Consider the following 20,131-nt stretch of genomic DNA (forward strand, 5'->3'; position numbering starts at 1 on the left):
GTATTCGAAATGGTAGAATATTTTTAAACGATTATGCTGAGGTATAAAATGTTATTTTTAAAAGAACACCCCCATTTTATTTTTCGTATGGGAGAACAACCTCAGTTTGTAGATGATTTATCCGACGTAGATGACTCTTCTACTGAATTGTTAATCCAAGGGAAAACAAAGAATATTGAAAAGCTAAAATCTTTTTCGAAATTGATAAAACTGTGGATTTACACAGTAAACCAAAATGAAATCAATACTATATTGAAACTAGTCAATCCGAAAATGCTGTATATATATGAAATGAGAGTAGAAGATTTATCTATAATCGGCTCACTTAAAGATGTTGAGGTAGTGTCGCTTGACTGGAATTTAAAAGCAACTTGTTTATGAGATTTATCTAATAATTCTTTACAGTTTGCAATGTATTTTCAGCCTTGCTTATTTAAAGAATCGAGGACCATTTGAAACGATACTTCGAATTTGGACAAATTGGTCTTGGAACGGACAGATTAAGATAAAACAGAACGGAAGTACTTTACATGAATAGTGACTCCAAAGAGGACTTTACAGATACATGGTGGTTTTTAGGCCTATGTGCTGCTGTAGCTGTAGTCTTAACACTATTTGCATTTTAATTAACATTTAACCTTACTTGGGTACAACTATACAACCTATTGGAATTCGTTTTCACCTGCCCCTAACTGTATATTAGTACTACATAATATACAGCTTATGGGGCGTTTTGTTGCTACAGCGAATTATTATCACTGGCTATAAACCACACGAACTAGGGATTATCAATGACAAGCATCCTGGCGTTATCGTGAAAAAAGCGCTTGAAGACCGTCTACGTACACTTATTGATGAAGGGTTAGAATGGGTTATTATTAGTGGTCAGCAAGGTGTAGAATCATGGAGTGTTAGGTTCTCATTGAATTCAGATTTGCTTTAGAACCTGCACTTAAAATTCAGATTGATGTCACCTGTGAAGTGAAGCCGAGGCAAATTAAAAGAGTCATCATCGAAGAAGACTTTACTAAGCTTTTATTGAATTTTAAATGGATTTAGACACAGTATCCAAAGGTTAATTTATCCGTATAATTATGCCCTTAAAATGGATTCTCTCCAACGGACTATCTCAATAGTCTTGACAACTACAGACTATCGCGGTAGTATTGGTATGTGGCAAACTATTGCAATAGTCCACTTAAGAAAAGGAGCATGCGCGTATGCAAGTTAAATTGTTTGATTCGGAATTACAAGTCATGAATATTTTATGGGAAGAAGGCGATTTGACAGCTAAACAGCTCACACAAATGTTAAACGAACGAATAGGTTGGAATAAAAATACCACCTATACAGTCATAAAAAAATGTATAAAAAAAGAGGCCATTGAAAGAATTGAACCTAACTTTATCTGTCATCCAATCATCAGAAAAGAACAGATACAAGAACAAGAAACGACGGAATTGATTGATAAAATATTTAATGGTTCTAAATCTTTACTATTCGCATCCTTACTAGACAAGAAAAAAATGTCCGCGAGTGAGATCGATAAATTAAAGCAAATTGTTAAAGATTTTGAGTGAGGAATTATGATATGAGTATTCTCAACATGGGTGTAGACGCATCTCTCCTCCTCATCATTGTGCTATTGATGAGGATGTTAGTAAGAAATAAAGTGCCAAAGCAAACATTTTTAATTCTTTGGGGAATCGTTGCATTTAAACTACTCATCCCCTACTCTTTTTATTCAAAGTTGAGCATACAGCCTATGCTGAAAAACTTATTTGTTACGCTCACTCACTCAAATGATTCGGAAAGTATGCATAATACAATCGAAATTGCACAAACATCAAGCACGTTCTATGATCAGCTTTTGCTTGTGATGACAAGCGATTTCGTTCAGTACCTTTGGGCATGTGGGGGTATCGGGGTTTTGCTATTCTTTATAGTGGCCTATGTTAGATTATATAAAGAATTTCAAACAGCCATTCCAGTGAAGAATAATGAGTATCTCGATCAATGGCTAAACGATCATAAGTTAAAAAGAACGATTCAAATTGCAGTATCAGATAGAATTACAACCCCGTTAACATATGGAATCTTTAAACCAGTCATCTTATTGCCGAAATCAACAAATTGGGAAGACGCTGCAAATATTCAGTTTATTCTCACGCATGAATTAATTCATATTAAACGCTTTGACGTTTTGTGGAAAGTAATTTTAACGATTATGGTAGCTTTGCATTGGTTTAATCCATTAGTTTGGCTTATGTATTTTTTAGTAAACAGAGACATTGAATTGTCTTGCGACGAAAGGGTTATTAGACAGTTTGGAGATAAGGCAAAGTCAGCATATGCACTATCTCTCATCAATATGGCAGATGAAACCTATACGGTTACGCCGCTTTGTAACCATTTTAGTAAAAACGGGATTGAAGAAAGGATAGTGTCCATTATGACCTTAAAGAAAAAGTCGGTTTTAGGAACAGTATTTGCATGTACATTAGTCATTGGAGGGATGACCGTCTTTGCGGCAACTGGCCAAGAGCCACCAACACTGAAAGAAGGCAAAGAACGAAATGCAGTTATTGTTACTGATGCATCAAATAGTACGACAGAACCACATGTAATCGCAACAAATAAAGGCAAAGAGCGAAATCCAGTTATTGATACTGATGCATCAAATAGTATGACAGAACCACATGTAATCACAACAAATAAAGGCAAAGAGCGAAATCCAGTTATTGATACTGATGCATCAAATAGTACGACGGAACCACATGTAATCACAACAAATAAAGGCAAAGAACGAAATGCAGTTATTGATACTGATGCATCAAATAGTACGACGGAACCACGTGTAATCGCAACAAATGAAGAATAAATAAATTACTCCAAAGACTAGTCCTGAAATCCGGGATTAGTTTTTTCATTTACTCCATCATTTTTTCATAATAAAACTCAAATGACTTCCACTTTGATGGCCTTGTCAATAGCGCGGCTACCAAGTCAAACGAAAAGAACGTTTTCAAGACGGAGATAGGCGCTGTATTTTCCAAGCTCTTCTCGATCAGCTAGTAGACCAGGATTTTAAATTTAAGGTGGAAGAAGAGTAAAAAGGATGACAGTCACCTAAACAATCATGTTATCTCAAACAAATTCGGCAACATAAGGAACTATATAGGTATTTTATTTTTTGGAACAAATGAAAATTGATGTTCGACCAATTATGCATCAAATAAGATTTAGTGACAAGTATGTTTCAAAAACCTTCAAGCTAGATAACGGAAGTGTTGCAAAGTATATGGAAAAACCATTTAAGGGTTTTAATCTGTTAGTGTTTGAAAGAGATGATTGGGTATATATGTTCGGTATTGATAAAGAAGTTTCTGATAAGGTAACACCCGAAATACTAGTTCAAATAGCTAATTCTATTGATTTCTAAAAAATCGTTCTTCAACTACCGGGTGCTTTAGTAGAAAATCTTTGAGCTGTTTGTTTATACAGCTCTTTTTTTATGCAACTAACGGGGCAGGATAATTCCATAAGGAATACTGTTAAGTGACATTAAAGTTGTTTAATTTACAATAAAGTTGTTTAAAAACGTCATTCATGTTATTCCATTAAAGGGCCATTTAGTTGAGTAACTCACTTTTAAAATAAATGGATAATTATGTTAAAGTATATAGGGGTTGTGAAGAATTGTACTTAAAGTAACTAGCAGTTTAGTGAAGGACTGGTGCAAAGTTTATCCGAAATAAGACATAAGTGTTTATGAAACTTTTTCCATTTCCATTCTTAATATATAATGAATGAGGTGAAACTATTTAATTAATAGTAAATAATCGTCATAGGAGGTAAAAAATGAGAATAGTTGTATTAGCTGGCGGATTAAGTGATGAAAGGGATGTTTCTCTTGCTTCTGGTGCTCAAATTTCTAATGCTTTAGTTTCAAAAAATCATGATGTATTATTACTAGATATTTATAAAGGTTTACAAGATGTTTCTGATTTTGAATCAGCTTATAAAAAATATAGAAAAGAAACATATACTTATAATGTGCCTAAAGAAAAACCTAATTTGGAAGTATTACGAAAACAGCAAAATAATCAAAAGTCTTTAATTGGTCCTAATGTGTTAGAAATTTGTCAAGATGCCGATATTTGCTTCCTTGCTCTTCATGGTGGAATTGGTGAAAATGGACAATTACAGGCCTTATTCGATATATACGGTATTCAATATACTGGTAGTCCCTATGAGGGCAGTCTATTAGCGATGAATAAAATAATTTCAAAAGAATTAATGGCTTTTAATGGGATAAAAACGCCAAAATGGGATATTTATGATTTCGATAAAGAATTACCAGAAATTAATTATCCAGTAGTTTTCAAGCCAAATGACAACGGTTCTAGTATTGGAGTGATAATTCTTAATAATTCTGATGAACTTCATAAAGCATTAGAAGAAATAAAGGATATTTCAAATACTATTCTAATTGAAGAAAAAATAGATGGTAGAGAGTTTTCTGTGGGCATAATTGGAAATGATGCTATACCTGTTATAGAAATTATTCCTAAGAAAGGTTTCTTCGATTACCAAAGTAAGTATCAAGAAGGTGCAAGTGAAGAAATATCTCCTGCAAATATTCCAAATAGTCTAGCTGAAGAATTACAAAACACGGCGTTAAAAGTACATAATTTATTAGGATTAAAAGTCTATTCTAGAATTGACTTTATTGTTGATCAGGATAATGTAATTTATTGTATTGAAGCAAATTCTCTACCTGGTATGACGCAAACTAGTTTATTACCTAAAGAAGCCCATGCTAATCAAATAAGTTATGAAGATTTATGCGAATTACTAATAATAGAATCTTTCAAGAAATACTCATAAGAACAAGATATATCATACGTAAACAAAAGCAGTGTGTAGTCAGTGCTTTTGTTTTTAGAGCCTTACAGTTTAATATCGTATTATTAGCAGGTACGAATCTGTAGTAAGAATTAAGTGATTTTATAAGTGAAGTCAGATTTTAGTTATTCAATTAAAGGGCGCGATTCTTTAATAAGAATCACTTTTCTTAATGAACTAACAGGTGCGTTAGTTCATTAAGGATCTCAAAAATGATCAATCTTTTTTATAAAAGATTGATCCAATTAAATAGTATAAGGGCATGTTTTGATTAATCTTTTTTCAAAACATGCCCTTTCTATTTATTCATTTAGGTTTCTTCTATTAATTTGATCAACTTTGTTTCAAAGCTACAGTCATAAAAGTAATTGGTGAATTTCTTGGAGGTTTGCGTGTATTGTATATTTGCAACACAGGAAAACAAAAAAAAGTCGTAGTTATCAAATGAAAATCACGACCTAAATTCAAAATTATTTGTGAGTCATTTGTCTTGTAAAATGGGGTTTTTCTTCCTTTGAATTTGCAACAATTATGTCGTGTAAATACATTGATAAAAATGAGGAACTGTGGTAAATTTATGTAGATACATCAATTGTATATTTTTGTATAAAGTATCCCTATTTTAATTATACATCATAAAATCCTTTTCAGTCAACCACTATTTTTATTTTTTTAAGGGAACATGGAACTTCGCCAGGAGTAGGAACGAGTGGACAGCGTAATTGGTTGATCAGATGAACAATTTTTGTAATATGATTCGTCTTGGTATTGAGAGATAAATGGGAGGGAAAGAAATGAAACCATATGTACTAGAGTTTCGGGAGATCGATAAAACGCAACTTTTGCTCGCCGGAGGAAAAGGGTCTAATTTAGGGGAACTATCGAAGATTCATGGAATACAAGTGCCAGAAGGATTTTGTGTTACGACAGAAGCTTATCAAAAAGCCCTCGAACAAAATGAAGCATTCTACGCATTGTTGGATCAACTAACACTGCTAAAAGTAGAGGATCGAGATCAAATTGGTGAAATCAGCAGGAAGATTCGGAAAATCATTATGGAAGTAGAGATTCCTTCCGATGTAGTGAAGGCTGTTGCTCACTATCTCTCCCAGTTTGGCGATGAACATGCTTATGCAGTGCGTTCCAGTGCAACTGCTGAAGATTTACCACACGCCTCTTTTGCCGGTCAACAAGATACCTATTTAAATATCATCGGAAAAGAAGCAATCTTACAGCATATCAGTAAATGTTGGGCTTCCTTATTTACTGATCGCGCAGTAATTTACCGAATCCAAAACGGATTTGATCACAGCCAAGTTTACCTATCAGTTATCATTCAACGGATGATTTTCCCACAGGCTTCAGGGATTTTATTTACTGCTGATCCAATTACTTCCAATCGAAATCTACTATCGATCGATGCTAGCTTTGGACTAGGAGAGGCCCTTGTCTCCGGCTTGGTATCTGCCGATTGTTATAAAGTACAGGAAGAGGAAATCGTCGATAAGATGATAGCAACCAAAAAATTGGCTATCTATGGACTTAAAGAAGGCGGAACAGAGACACAACAGATTGATCCTGATCAGCAAAAGACTCAAACACTTACTGAACAACAAATTTTACAACTAGCACGCACAGGAAGACAGATCGAAGCTTATTTTGGTTACCCACAAGATATCGAATGGTGTTTGGTTGATGATACATTTTATATTGTCCAGAGTCGGCCAATCACTACTTTATACCCGATCCCTGAAGCGAATGATCAAGAAAATCATGTTTATGTATCTGTCGGTCATCAACAAATGATGACCGATCCCATGAAACCACTGGGATTGTCTTTTTTCCTGTTAACGACTAATGCACCCATGCGTAAAGCTGGTGGAAGGTTGTTTGTTGATGTCACACATATGCTGGCTTCACCTGACAGCAGAAAAATGTTATTAGATGCCATGGGACAACACGATCCGCTCATGAAAGACGCACTTATGACCATAATAGAGCGAGGAGATCTCATAAAATCTTTACCAAATGATAAGCAAGAACAGAGTTCCGGTAAAAGCAATAAAAGTGTGTCGTCTGCGGATTCTAAGGCACAAATCGAAAACGACCCGACAATCGTTTCTGATTTGATTAAGAGTAGTCAAACATCGATAGAAGAGTTAAAACAAAACATCGAAACGAAATTAGGATCGGATTTATTTGATTTTATTCTGGAAGATATCCAGATATTAAAGAAGATTTTATTTGACCCACAAAGTTCAGCTGTGTTTATGGCTGCTATAGATGCTTCATCATGGATCAATGAAAATATGAACGAGTGGTTAGGTGAAAAAAACGCAGCCGACACCCTTTCTCAATCTGTACCAAACAATATTACTTCGGAAATGGGTCTGGCGCTATTGGATGTCGCAGATGTGATTCGTCCTTATCCAGAAGTAATTGATTATTTACAACATGTAAAAGATGATAACTTTTTGGATGAACTGGCTAAGTTTGATGGTGGACAGGAAACCCAAGACGTTATCTATGATTATCTCAGCAAATACGGAATGCGATGTACCGGAGAAATCGATATTACTAAAACTCGTTGGAGCGAAAAACCAACTACACTTGTCCCCGTGATTCTTAGTAATATCAAAAACTTTGAGCCTAATGCTAGCAATCGGAAATTTGAGCGAGGGCGACAGGAAGCTTTGAAAAAAGAACAAGAGTTATTAGATCGATTGAAGCAATTACCGGATGGTGAGCAAAAAGCCAAAGAAACAAAACGAATGATCGACCTAATCCGGAATTTCATCGGTTATCGGGAATATCCAAAATACGGCATGGTTAATCGCTACTTCGTTTATAAGCAGGCTTTACTGAAAGAAGCCGAACAACTCGTACAAGCGGGCGTTATTCATGAAAAAGAAGATATATACTATCTCACTTTTGAAGAACTTCACGAAGTCGTACGCACAAATAAACTAGATTACCAGATCATCAGCAAACGAAAAGACGAGTACAAATTATATGAAAAACTAACTCCACCACGTGTTATCACGTCTGATGGTGAAATCATTGTAGGGGAGTACAAACGAGAAAATCTCACAGCCGAAGCTATTGTAGGTCTACCGGTTTCTTCCGGAGTTATAGAGGGCAGAGCACGCGTCATCTTAAAAATGGAAGATGCAGATCTAGAAGATGGAGATATACTGGTTACAACCTTCACCGATCCTAGCTGGACACCATTGTTTGTATCCATAAAAGGACTTGTCACCGAAGTTGGCGGACTGATGACCCATGGAGCAGTCATCGCACGTGAATATGGCTTACCTGCCGTTGTCGGTGTTGAAAATGCCACCAAGCTGATAAAAGATGGGCAACGTATTCGAGTAAATGGAACAGAAGGTTATATAGAAATACTATAATTCATTACATTTAAATCATAAAAGAAGAGCATTCGAATTAGGAAAATCATTGATATCATGGTGCTTTGCGGTCTATGGTAAGAACCCTGTCACTAGGACATATACGAGGGCAGTAACTGAAGATCGATATTAATGTCTGTTAAGATTATCTTGAAATCGAGTCTTCTGTTAAAGGGCACGATTGTTGAATAATTAAATCCCAATTTCTCATTTATGTCACTGAAAGATTGGGATTTTTAATAGTGGAAATTCCTTAACGTTGTAAATCCGCGTTTTGCTAAAGGTACCCCTTTTAGGGATTGAAGAAGTATGAGAAGGTGCTACCTGTAACAATAGGTAGCACCTCTTTTTGGCCATAAAGCCTACCGCAGGTCTAAACGAAATACACCAAAATGCTTCCTCGTTTTTTCAATATCTTGATCCGATAGTGAACCTAAGCAATATGAGCTCAAGTCGATTATAAACAGAGGTTTTAAGCTCTTTTATTTGGCATCCGGGAACATTCTTTGTACCATATCACCAAACTCATTAAATAGTCCGCCAATCGGCTTTCCATTTTGAATATCGTTGGCATAATCATTCATACTTTTAACAAAGTCAGGATTCGCAGAGACATAAACGTTGTCTACACTTTCATCATGTTTTTTTACATGATCAACAATTCTCTTTTCTAAGTCATTTGTCAGGTTCTTGTCATTTGTCAGATTCACGGCGACATATGCGTTATTATCTGTAATAATGACAGAGGCACCGTCTACACCCTCCATGTCCTCTAGCCGATTTGCTACTTCATCAGCCACGCGCATTTTATTATCATTGTCATCATTGCTTAATTGCCTGGTATTGTAATCGTTGTCCCTGTTTCTGTCATTTACATTCAAGGTATTGTCCGTGGCATTATTTTTATCGCTTCGAGTATTCATTCCTACATTTTTTCCATTATCATTATTATCACTTACCCCGCAGCCCGTTAGAAATAGAGCAATCAAGGCGCTTGTTAAAAATGTGTATTTCATGTTAGTCACTCCTTTAAAAGTTTATACCCTAGTACTATCTGCTGGATTTCCGGAAATATTCATAAAAAAAGAACTTTATATCATCGCTAAGGATACTGCCCTAGTTTTCACGGGGAATACACGAAATTAATTTTATTTCAATAATTGCTGTTTCTGATCTTACAGGTCCTACCACATGCCCATCAAGCTAGGCAAATATCGAAAAAAACGCTGTATTTTAATCACTATAATAACTATTTGTAATCAATATGTGGGGGTTAGCTCGTGTTGGCTACTAACAAAAAAGTACCTTGTTATTCTAAAAATAATTCTTTTATTTCCATCTTTTATTCGTCTTTCTAGGTCGGATAATAATTTTTAATACGGAGGGAAATATAACGGCAAAATAAATAAGCTTCATAAAAGCAATATATTAAAAAATGCTTGAAGACTTAAACGATTATGCTTTTAAAAATTCAAAGGAGGAAGAAAAATGTCCTTTTTATGGTCATTATTGGAGGTATTATCGGCTGGTTAGCAGGTATGATTACCGGACGCGATATTCCATTTGGTATTTTACCCTATCTTCATCACGTTAAAAAAATGTTTGTTCCCCAGTAATGAAAAAAATGAATTTAATTCTCATAAATAACTGTAGAGTGGTAAAAATTTCGTTCTGGGGTACTACAAAACTTTAACTTGATGGCAATGGAGGTACCGCCAGCAAAACGCGGATTTACAACATTAAGGATATTCCAACATTAAAAATCCCAATCTCTCAGTGATATAAATGAGAAATTGGGATTTAATTATTCAACAATTGCGCCCTTTAATGGAATACCAAAAAGAAAAACACAGATGCAAATAAGCTTATTATCTTCTCTTACACCAGTAATTAGTTCACATACATTATTTCGCATTCTTTTGAAAATAAAGCCTCCTAGTTCTTTTATATAAAACTTTAATTTCTTGTTTGGGGGATTTGATTAACAATTTGGCCCAATGCCTCGTTTATTGGTGTAGAAGATGCGGCTTTGTGGTCTCAACGCCCATGAAGCGATATTGAGTGCAGCATATGAAAGCGGAAGGATAATATGAAACCCGTAATCACCATAATCGTTAGCAAACGCATGAGATAAAGCCGCACCAGTCATTAAAAAGAAGATACCAGCGTGAGCCCATTCTTTAAGCCGAGGAAAACCTGGCACAACGAGAGCGATGACTCCAAGCACTTTCCAAATCCCGAGAATGGTCAAGATGCATAATGGGTAACCAAGATTCGTCACTAACTCGACGTTTCCCCCATATTGCATCAGTTGCCCGATACCACTTAACATAATAGCTGCTGCGAGTAGTAATGTGACCGTCCAATAAGCAATCATTTTTCCTTTTGTTTTCATCCTTTGATCCCTTCCTTTAATCATTGATTTAAAAATGAAATACCATTACTGGGTAGTTCCTTACAACTCTTCACATTCGTCAGGACAATCGGCTTAGCGTTGTAAATCCGCATTTGCCTGACGGTTCCCCTATTATATTGTCTTTTCTTGAAATCCATTTTCATAAAAGAGGACGGGTTCCATATCCTATTGCAAAATCCGAAATTGTAATCAAAATTGCATCTGAATTTGTAATGTGTTTTGTATCAATATTTTTACTAAAAAAGCAAACGCATCAGTCCTATACTGAGCCGTTTGCTTTTTCCTCTACGTTTTTAGCTTAATAAAAAAACAGGTTCAGAGGTTTGGTCTTACATTTCCTCTAACACTTTTTTTAGTTCTTCGCCCATTTTCGCCCAACCATGTTTCGCACCATTGAACGCTTGATCTTCTTTTTCGAATCCTGTTTGTTCAAGATGTAAGTAGGTTGTTCCATCCTCTTGTTTCAATGTCCATGTGACTATAGTGTTTATCGGACCACCTACCCATGTGTAAGATAACTTATAAGGCTCTTCCACTACTAATACTTCACAATCTACAATTAAATTCCACTGCTCATTTCGGAATTGACTTTTATGTCCTACGATTGGTTTAAAGTTATTTTCCATTATCCATTTTGCAAGAGTATCCGAATCTGTTAATGCGTTCCACACCTTATTGATCGGGCTCTTAAAATTAAAATCTTGTGATACTGTTAAATTCATTTTTTGTTCCTCCTGTAATATTTGGTTTAAAAGCAATATTCTTTCATTCCAGAATTTCCTGTAAAACGATACCCAATCCTCAATTTCTCTTAACGGGGCAGCATTCAGCCGATACCTTGTTTCTCTACCAACTTTACGGTCGGCAACTAGACCAGCTTCTTTAAGGATAGCCAAATGTTTAGAAACAGCAGTACGACCCATTTGAAATTGAGCGGTTAATTCGTGAAGAGGTAACTCTTCTGCATCTGCCAACAAACGAAGTAATTTACGTCTTGTTGGGTCAGCGATGGCTCCATAAACATCACGCTCTTGATTTTTATCGTTCAAAATCACCCCCCCTTTAAATTAGACACAAATTGGTGCCTTTATTATATGACACTAATTGGTGTCCTGTCATTTTCTTTATTTTCCATAATAGCATTAGTTTTATTCTCCTATCATCAAGTATATAAGTGCCCTAATCATTTAATCCCTTTCCATTGAGAATTTGCTGCATACATTTTTCAACCCTTGACACTCGAGTTTTGGATTGTTTGGGTTCAGAAAAATAACGAATGTATGCTCTTTGCCGTCCCGGCGTCAATGCTTCAAAAGCAGTTTTCAAGGCAGGGATTTCATCGAATTTATTTTGAAATTCTTCAGGAATTATGAATTCTGTCGTCTTCTTAAAATTCACTTCCAAACCGGCTTTTTCAACTTCAATGGCTTCATAAATATAGGCTTTCAAGATGGTTTCCATTTCAACTATTTCTTGAACATTGGTGAACCGAATCTGGCGCGCCGCCTGTACATTCTCCGTTTGTTGGATTAGAATCCCATGGGTATCCTGTAACAAGGCACCTTTGTGAAACAGAAGCGCACAATATTCTTTAAATCCATGTATTAAAACAATGTTTTTTTTCTCAAACGTGTAACAAGGATGCATCCACTTAAATTCTTCGGTCAGCTCACAGTCAAGAACGATATTTCTCAACTTCTCATATTCTTCCTTCCAATTGTTAGCTTTACTTAAAAATTCATCAACCTTAGGATTCATTCTACTATTTGTCATCTAGGAACACTCCTCTTCAATTTTTCAATCAGCTGACCGTCAAGAATGATCATTCTCAATTTCTCCAATTCTTTCTGTCACTTTTTGGCTTTACTTGAATATTCATCAACCTTGAATCATATGACCCACTTGGCAAGCTTGCTTGAATCGGTTAAGGCGGACGTGAAGAGGTAATTCTTCTACGTCTGCCAATACCTAATCAGTTCACGTCGAGTCGGGTCGGGTCGGCAAGGGCAACATACACATCCCTCATTTTTTTTGTATGGGTCAAAATCACCCTCCCCTTACTTTCGGATTATAAAGAGACTCCGATTGGTGTCCGATTTATAGTAGGACATTAATTGGTGTCATGTCAAGCAGACCTGGCTTGAAAGTTACAGGGAACTTATGTCGATAATCTGCCCGTTAGTTTAAGTGCATTTCTTAACAATGTCACATAAATATCCAGTTTTGTTTGAGAGTCTTATTCCATTAAATGGCCCTTTAATGGAATAGCATGATTAACGTTTTTAAACAAATGTAAGGTTTTTTTCAATGTTGTAGCTACTGTCAAAAAGCATACTTTATGACACGTAGAATGATAGCTCTAATCTGTATGTCAAAAGGTGAATTATCTCATTTCTAACACATTAACAAGTTCCTGTACGCTATTTCAGTTATACGAAATCTAAAAAAATTTTTGGTATCAGATATGTTAGTTAAAACACTTTATAGAAATAGCTTGAAGAGTTTATCACAGATGCAAAAATAGTTCCTAGTCCTAGGAAGAATTTAAACTTGATGATAAAGGCTTTTTTTATATATTGATAGCAAAATTGGGAATTTCCAAAGAGTTCAGTGTGCAAAACAAGCGGTTTTACAGGAGAAAATAGTTGGCATGGTTTTTGCTTATATAAATAGTGAGTAAATAGAGAAAGGAGGGAGAGATGAATCACCAACTACTCAGCTTTGTTGGTAAGAGTCTCAGGAAAGAATGACAACTATTCAAGTGCTCCTCTCCATTTTTTCAGGAACTATTGTCGGATTCGTACTTGGTTTGCTCGGCGGAGGTGGATCAATACTTGCTGTTCCACTTTTGCTTTACGTTGTTGGTATGAAAGATCCGCATGTGGTAATTGGCACGTCAGCGTCAGCCGTGGCTATAAATGCCTATGCAAACCTTATTCCATACGCACGAGCCGGCCATGTGCAATGGAAATCGGCGATTACTTTTGCCCTACCTGGTGCAATAGGTGCTTATACGGGATCGATTATCGGAAAGTTGGTACCTGGTAAACAGTTGTTATTTCTTTTTGCCATTTTGATGATCGTCATAGCTGTAAAAATGGTTATGCCAAAGAAAACGAAGAGTCAGGAAGATGATTTTCAAAATCAAGTGAAGCTTCCACTGTTGATCACCATGGCCATTCTAGTGGGGCTGTTATCCGGTTTTTTCGGGATTGGTGGCGGATTTTTGATTGTTCCCGGTTTAATTTTTGTAACAAGGATGCCAATGATTGCAGCAATTGGATCTTCTCTGGTATCTGTGGGCACATTTGGGCTTATGACAGCTATAAGCTATACCTTATCTGGCCTTGTAAACTGGTGGATTGTGTTCGCATTTGTTGGAGGGGGAGTTGTCGGCGGAACAGTTGGGGCTTGGCTGGCAGTGCGCTTAAGCAAACAGCAGCGTACGCTCCATTATGTATTTTCCGGTGTTGTAATGTTGGTCGCCATTTACATGCTAATCATTAATGCTGAAGCGTTAGATTGGTGAGCTACTTAATAAAATTGAGATGAGGAGATTAGAATGGCAAATATGAAGAATGAAACACATTACAAAGTTTTGATTGTAGGAGGGGGCAGTGCCGGAATTACGGTTGCAGCCCGTCTCCTGCGTGAATCTCGCACTCTGAGCGGAAACATTGCCATCATTGACCCTGCGACGAAACATTATTATCAGCCATTATGGACACTTGTGGGAGCTGGCGAAGCTGACAAAACTGTGACACAAAGGGAGGAAGCATCCGTTATTCCGAGCGGAGCCGTGTGGGTACAGGATGCGATAACCACATTTCAGCCAGATGAAAATGCTGTTGTAACAGCATCCGGAAAGAAACTGCACTACGAATATCTAGTTGTCGCTGCCGGGATTCAAATTAACTGGCATGAAATCAAGGGGTTAAAAGAGAGTATTGGAAAGAATGGGGTATGTAGTAATTACTCTTATGATTATGTTGATAGCACTTGGGAGGCGATCAGAAACTTCAGGGGGGGGACTTCCATTTTTACCAATCCGAACACGCCGGTAAAATGCGGTGGAGCTCCTCAAAAAATTATGTATTTGGCAGAAGATTATTTCAGAAAATCAGGAGTTCGCTCGCAATCTTCGGTTATTTTTGTTTCAGGTAGCCCATCCATTTTCAATGTAAAAAAATATGAACAGGCACTAAATAAAATAATTGAACGGAAAGAAATCGAGACATGTTTTATGCATCATCTCATTGAAATTGATGGTGACAAGAAACGAGCGACATTTGAAAATCTGAACACAAAAGAGTGTGTGGATATGCAATATGACATGATTCATGTGGTACCGCCGATGAGCGCCCCTGATTTTATCAAGAATAGTTCCCTCGCAGCTAGTAATGGTTGGCTGAATGTAGATAAATATACGCTGCAGCATGAACACTTTGACAATATATTTGGCATAGGGGATTGCACAAACTTGCCTACTTCAAAAACAGGGGCTGCAATTCGCAAACAAGCGCCCGTGCTTGTGAAAAATTTACTTCATCGGATGCGTGCCAAACAAATGGTTCATAAATATGACGGCTATACATCATGTCCACTTGTTACTGGATACGGGCGGCTTATACTGGCTGAATTCAATTATGATTTACAGCCTCAAGAAACCTTTCCTATCGATCAATCCCGTGAGAGGTTCAGTATGTATGTATTGAAGAAAAACTTGCTTCCCGTTATGTATTGGAACGGGATGCTTAAAGGTATGATGTAAAAACATTTCTGATAGGCATAACAAAACAAAAGTAAGCAAGGCTCTTAAAAGGAGGATGATTTATGCTACTCAAGTATTTTTATGATGAGAAACTGGCTCAAGCTTCATACCTTGTGGGATGTCAGGCTACTGGCGAAGCGATCATTGTTGATCCGTCACGTAGTAATATAGAAGCTTACTTAAAAACGGCAAGAGCACATGGTGTGCGGATCGTGGGTGTAACGGAAACACACATCCATGCGGATTTTTTGTCTGGTTCAAAGGAGCTAGCTTCAAGGCTTGGGGCCACATTGTATTTGTCTGATGAAGGAGGGGCGGACTGGAAATATGAGTACGCAACTGAATATCAACACTGCTTTCTAAGAAATGGAGATGTATTTTCCATTGGAAATATCAATTTTGAGGTGGTACATACACCAGGACACACACCTGAACATATATCGCTGCTCGTAACAGATGGGGGTGCATCTACCAAGGATCCACTTGGCATATTTACCGGAGATTTTGTATTTGTCGGTGATGTGGGACGTCCCGACTTATTAGAAAAAGCCGCAGGGGTGCACGGGTCCTCGGAAAAAATGGCACGCATGATGTATCGGTCTTTACAGCAGTTTAAAAACCTTCCTGACTATCTGCAAGTATGGCCGGGGCATGGAGCGGGCAGTGCCTGTGGAAAAGCGCTAGGTGCAATCCCGTCGTCGACCATTGGATATGAAAAACGGACAAATTGGGCACTGCAATATGATAATGAGGATCGCTTTATAGAAGCGCTGTTGGCTGGACAGCCGGAGGCACCCCCATATTTTTCAATGATGAAGCGGTTGAATAAAGAGGGAGCGCAGCAAATTCGAAGTATAGCAGCACCACTTTGTATGGAGGTTTCAATAGATATTGTGCAGGAATGGACGGAACAGGGAATTGTCATTGATACACGTCCGGCCAGTGAATTTGCCACCAAGCATATACGAGGGGTAATTAATATCCCTTATAACAAATCATTTGTAACTTGGGCGGGATGGCTGTTGGATTATGACCGACCAATATATCTTCTGGCATGCAATGCTGATGTGGCAGATATGATAAATGATCTCCAGTCCATTGGATTGGATCGTGTCGTTGCAACAATGGAACCATATATCATTGAGCAGGAAGGAGAATCTGATTCACGTGTTATGAAGTATGAAGAAGTGACAATGGACCAGATAGATGGCACTATTCAAACAGAACGCATATATGTGCTTGATGTCCGAAGCATGGGCGAATGGGAGGAAGGCCATATTCCGCAGGCGAAGCATGTGATGCTTGGTCATTTACAGGAACAGGCACACAAAATTCCGCATGATAAACCAATTTTGGTTTATTGCAAAACCGGCGGAAGATCAGCCATCGCTGCAAGCCTTCTACAAGTTCATGGTTTTAAAGAAGTACAAAGCCTTGTAGGTGGTTATGAGGAATGGAATAAACAGAAGAAGTTACGACCCACCAGAGATGCTAAATGAAATCTTTGAATTTTATCATCCATGCGAAAATACTTACCATAATTGCAAATGTGGTAATGCTTAGGATGAAAGGGTCTTTAAATAATGACCGCGGCATTATGGCATTAGGGGATTCAACCAAGAACCTCTATAAAAATAAGGAGATTTTATAAGTGAAATGAGTTGGCATGACAATTGCTTATATAAAAATTAGTAATGAGGCATAGTGCAAACAAACATAAGAAGGAGAGATACTCGATGAAATATAATTTTGACCAAGAAATCTGTCGACTGGGTACAGCCTGCGAAAAGTGGGATGATCTAGAAAATCATTTTGGCATAAAGGATGTTATACCGATGTGGGTGGCCGATATGGATTTTCAGTCTCCACAACCTATCATCGAAGCATTAAAACAACGTGTGGAGCACGGTGTATATGGCTACACGCTTAGACCGGACTCGTATATGGAATCCATTGTTGGTTGGCTAAAAAGAAGACATCGATGGTCCATTGAGAAAGAATGGATTACCCACAGCCCAGGAGTGATTCCAGCCCTATCGTTGGCGATTCAGTCCTTCACGCAGGCAGGTGACAAAATAATTATCCAACCTCCTGTATACCATCATTTTGCCCGGGTGATCCAAGCGAACGGCCGTGAAATTGTAAACAACCCGCTTAAGCTTGAAAATGGGCATTATTCCATAGATTTCGAAGATTTAGAGGCAAAGATAGATTCAACGGTAAAAATGTTGATTTTGTGTAGTCCTCATAACCCAATCGGAAGGGTATGGAGCAAAGAAGAATTGACCAGATTGGGACAGATTTGTATGAAGCATAACATTCTCGTTGTGGCAGATGAAATTCATTTTGACTTTGTTTATAAGACACATACTCACATTCCTTTTGCCTCTATATCAGAAGAGTTTGCGAATCATTCTCTTACCTGCATTGCGCCAAGCAAAACTTTTAACCTGATGGGTGTACAGACGTCAAGTATCATTATTCCAAATCAGCAACTGCGCGATAGGTATGATCGAGAACTTAATACATTATCCATTGGTTCGCCGAACATATTTGGTGTTGTTGCGTTAGAGGCTGCTTACCGATACGGAGAAGAATGGCTCGATCAGCTCCTTGAATATTTGCAGGAGAATTTGGAGTTCACTCTGAGTTACTTCAGCAAAAACATCCCTCAAATCAAAGTCATCCAGCCGGAAGGCACATACCTTGTCTGGCTGGATTGCCGGGAATTAGGGTTTTCAATTAAAGAAATGGATCAATTTATGTTGCAAGAAGCAAGGGTTGCAATGAATGAAGGGCACATTTTTGGTATGGAAGGTGAAGGGTTTATGCGACTTAATATCGCTTGCCCGCGTTCGATGTTGAAAAATGCTTTGGGTGGCATAGAAAAAGCTTTCTCCTCTTTGTGCAATGCGTAGAAATTTATTTTATAATAAATTTATTTTATTATTTCATATACCGCTATAGCAGAGGAGGATAATATGGCAGGATTTATCGGCATGCAGCAGTTTATTCAAGATTACGCTGAGAACACAGCAGGAATCCTTGGTCTGGATATAACCGTGCTTGATGAAAAGGGCGTTCGTATTAGCGGAACTGGTTACTATAAAGATCTCATTGGCAAAACGGCTCCGGAAGGCTCCTTTTTCAGAATGATATTGGAAACAGGGGAGCCTGGAGTGGTTTATGATGTGAAAAAAGATGAGTCGCAGTGTAGGAGTTGTAAATTCGTAAATCAATGCAAAGAACTCGCTACCATCGGGTTTCCTATTGTAAAGCAAGACAAACCAGTTGGCGTCATCGGCATGATTGGTTTTTCCCATGAACAAAAGGAGAAAATGATTATAGAATCAGAGAATCTGATCCAGTTTTTACGCAATGTTAGTACATTGTTAGTCAATAAATTAGCAATGCTGGACCCTGATAAAGAACCGGGTTGCAAAATACAAGAAGATATCCCGATCCCCCCGAAATCTATTACTTTTGAAAACATTCTTGGTAAAGATTCCGGGCTTCAAGATGTTATTAAAAAAGCAAGACGGATTATAAACAGCCCATCCACTGTCCTGATTAGGGGAGATAGCGGTACGGGGAAGGAATTATTAGCCAAAGCGATTCATTTTGAAAGCAAACGCCGGATGCATTCATTTGTAGCAGTTAATTGCGCTGCCATACCTGAAAGCTTGTTGGAAAGTGAGTTGTTTGGTTATGAGGGCGGATCATTTACCGGCTCAAGTCGGAATGGGAAAATGGGGAAATTTGAATTAGCGCACAACGGAACCATTTTTCTTGATGAAATTGGAGATATGCCGCTTTTCTTGCAGCCAAAGTTATTACGGGTTTTACAAGAAAGAGAGATTGAAAGAATCGGTGGAAAAAAAGCAATCGAGATTAATGTACGGGTGATTGCAGCCACTCACCAAAACCTGGAGGAAATGGTGCGAAACGGAACTTTTCGCGAGGATTTATATTATCGTCTCAATGTCATCCCTCTACATACCAAACCCTTGCGAGAGCGGCGTGATGATATCGCTTTGTATCTTGAACATTTCATGCATAAACATTGTAAGATCATGCAAAGGCACCCCTTGAGACTGGACCCAATGCTGGAGCGATGGCTTATACGCTATGATTGGCCGGGGAATATACGGCAGTTGGAAAACGCCGTAGAATATATGGCAAATATGGCTGAATCAGATACCGTCTCCTTCCATGATTTACCTGACTATCTGTTTCAACAGGATCATCTCACTGTGGAGAGTAGCGGATTAAGTTTAGAACAAATGATTTCAGAATATGAAAAAGACGTAATCCAGAGCTATTTCTTAGCTGAAAAATATCGTCATGATAAAGAACAAATTGCCCGGGAACTACAGATTAGCCTTTCTACTCTTTATCGCAAGTTGGAAAAATATAAATTATGTTAACTTCATAAAAAATATCTATTTTTCTCAATTAATAGTTACTTAAAATTAAAGCGGGAGAGTGCATATATATCATTTTCTCGCCTGGATTTGAGAGGGATGAGGACAAAAGCAGAAGGTAGAGGTATTTTGTTAAATGACTGAAAGTTCTAAAAATAATCAATAAAGAGATTTTTTAAAAGAACAGCCAGATGAGCCTTGC

Annotated in this window: 16 protein-coding genes and 2 pseudogenes; 13 read left to right on the top strand and 5 right to left on the bottom strand. The window is 37.6% G+C overall.

The window, feature by feature from the left end:
* Positions 1–48 precede the first annotated feature (48 nt).
* From JFU24_RS21150 to ppsA, 7 genes and pseudogenes are all read left to right on the top strand, one after another.
* Positions 49–381, top strand: coding sequence for a hypothetical protein (locus tag JFU24_RS21150; RefSeq protein ID WP_201250408.1), 333 nt, complete (start codon positions 49–51; stop codon positions 379–381).
* A gap of 355 nt (positions 382–736) precedes the next feature.
* Positions 737–925: pseudogene (locus JFU24_RS21155) on the top strand (SLOG family protein); the annotation flags it as partial.
* Positions 926–1,220: 295 nt separating this feature from the next.
* Entirely contained in the window at positions 1,221–1,580 is a 360-nt protein-coding gene (locus JFU24_RS21160) for a BlaI/MecI/CopY family transcriptional regulator (RefSeq protein ID WP_201186646.1), read from the top strand.
* A gap of 11 nt (positions 1,581–1,591) precedes the next feature.
* Entirely contained in the window at positions 1,592–2,881 is a 1,290-nt protein-coding gene (locus JFU24_RS21165; protein WP_201223073.1) for a M56 family metallopeptidase, read from the top strand.
* Positions 2,882–3,193: 312 nt separating this feature from the next.
* Positions 3,194–3,442, top strand: coding sequence for a hypothetical protein (locus JFU24_RS21170; RefSeq protein WP_201250409.1), 249 nt, complete (start codon positions 3,194–3,196; stop codon positions 3,440–3,442).
* A gap of 419 nt (positions 3,443–3,861) precedes the next feature.
* On the top strand, positions 3,862–4,890 hold the full coding sequence (locus tag JFU24_RS21175) for a D-alanine--D-alanine ligase family protein (RefSeq protein ID WP_201223077.1): 1,029 nt from the start codon (positions 3,862–3,864) through the stop codon (positions 4,888–4,890).
* 812 nt (positions 4,891–5,702) lie between these two features.
* Positions 5,703–8,318 carry a phosphoenolpyruvate synthase gene (gene ppsA / locus JFU24_RS21180; protein ID WP_201250410.1) on the top strand — a complete coding sequence of 872 codons (2,616 nt, stop codon included), beginning with the start codon at positions 5,703–5,705 and terminating at the stop codon, positions 8,316–8,318.
* 482 nt (positions 8,319–8,800) lie between these two features.
* Here ppsA and JFU24_RS21185 read toward each other — a convergent pair whose 3' ends face one another.
* The gene (locus JFU24_RS21185; protein ID WP_207203217.1) at positions 8,801–9,334 is read right to left on the bottom strand and encodes a YhcN/YlaJ family sporulation lipoprotein; all 534 of its coding nucleotides are present in this window, start codon (positions 9,332–9,334) and stop codon (positions 8,801–8,803) included.
* A 441-nt stretch (positions 9,335–9,775) separates the two neighbouring features.
* On the opposite strand from JFU24_RS21185, the gene JFU24_RS21190 reads away from it, so the two are divergent.
* Positions 9,776–9,934 carry a GlsB/YeaQ/YmgE family stress response membrane protein gene (locus tag JFU24_RS21190; protein WP_201250993.1) on the top strand — a complete coding sequence of 53 codons (159 nt, stop codon included), beginning with the start codon at positions 9,776–9,778 and terminating at the stop codon, positions 9,932–9,934.
* A 365-nt stretch (positions 9,935–10,299) separates the two neighbouring features.
* On the opposite strand, the gene JFU24_RS21195 is transcribed toward JFU24_RS21190, so the two are convergent.
* The 4 genes and pseudogenes from JFU24_RS21195 to JFU24_RS21205 all read right to left on the bottom strand — a co-directional run bounded on the left by JFU24_RS21195 (position 10,300) and on the right by JFU24_RS21205 (position 12,507).
* A complete protein-coding gene (locus tag JFU24_RS21195) occupies positions 10,300–10,737 on the bottom strand; it encodes a DoxX family protein (protein WP_201250412.1) in 438 nt (145 codons plus the stop codon).
* Between the two features lie 326 nt (positions 10,738–11,063).
* A complete protein-coding gene (locus tag JFU24_RS30410) occupies positions 11,064–11,456 on the bottom strand; it encodes an SRPBCC family protein (protein ID WP_242485487.1) in 393 nt (130 codons plus the stop codon).
* Positions 11,457–11,783: pseudogene (locus JFU24_RS30835) on the bottom strand (ArsR/SmtB family transcription factor); the annotation flags it as partial.
* Positions 11,784–11,913: 130 nt separating this feature from the next.
* Positions 11,914–12,507, bottom strand: coding sequence for a YdeI/OmpD-associated family protein (locus tag JFU24_RS21205; RefSeq protein WP_201250413.1), 594 nt, complete (start codon positions 12,505–12,507; stop codon positions 11,914–11,916).
* 973 nt (positions 12,508–13,480) lie between these two features.
* Between JFU24_RS21205 and JFU24_RS21210 the strand changes: the two genes are divergently transcribed.
* From JFU24_RS21210 to JFU24_RS21230, 5 genes are all read left to right on the top strand, one after another.
* Positions 13,481–14,263 carry a sulfite exporter TauE/SafE family protein gene (locus JFU24_RS21210; protein ID WP_201186628.1) on the top strand — a complete coding sequence of 261 codons (783 nt, stop codon included), beginning with the start codon at positions 13,481–13,483 and terminating at the stop codon, positions 14,261–14,263.
* Positions 14,264–14,305: 42 nt separating this feature from the next.
* Complete coding sequence (locus tag JFU24_RS21215; protein ID WP_201250952.1) at positions 14,306–15,505, top strand: FAD/NAD(P)-binding oxidoreductase; 1,200 nt, start codon at positions 14,306–14,308, stop codon at positions 15,503–15,505.
* Positions 15,506–15,567: 62 nt separating this feature from the next.
* Entirely contained in the window at positions 15,568–17,004 is a 1,437-nt protein-coding gene (locus JFU24_RS21220) for an MBL fold metallo-hydrolase (protein ID WP_201250414.1), read from the top strand.
* A gap of 237 nt (positions 17,005–17,241) precedes the next feature.
* On the top strand, positions 17,242–18,423 hold the full coding sequence (locus JFU24_RS21225) for a MalY/PatB family protein (RefSeq protein WP_201188041.1): 1,182 nt from the start codon (positions 17,242–17,244) through the stop codon (positions 18,421–18,423).
* Positions 18,424–18,486: 63 nt separating this feature from the next.
* Positions 18,487–19,932, top strand: coding sequence for a sigma-54 interaction domain-containing protein (locus JFU24_RS21230; protein ID WP_201186625.1), 1,446 nt, complete (start codon positions 18,487–18,489; stop codon positions 19,930–19,932).
* Positions 19,933–20,131: the final 199 nt, after the last annotated feature.

Origin of the sequence: Peribacillus sp. TH27, assembly GCF_016650915.1 — a bacterium.
Classification (GTDB): domain Bacteria; phylum Bacillota; class Bacilli; order Bacillales; family DSM-1321; genus Peribacillus; species Peribacillus butanolivorans.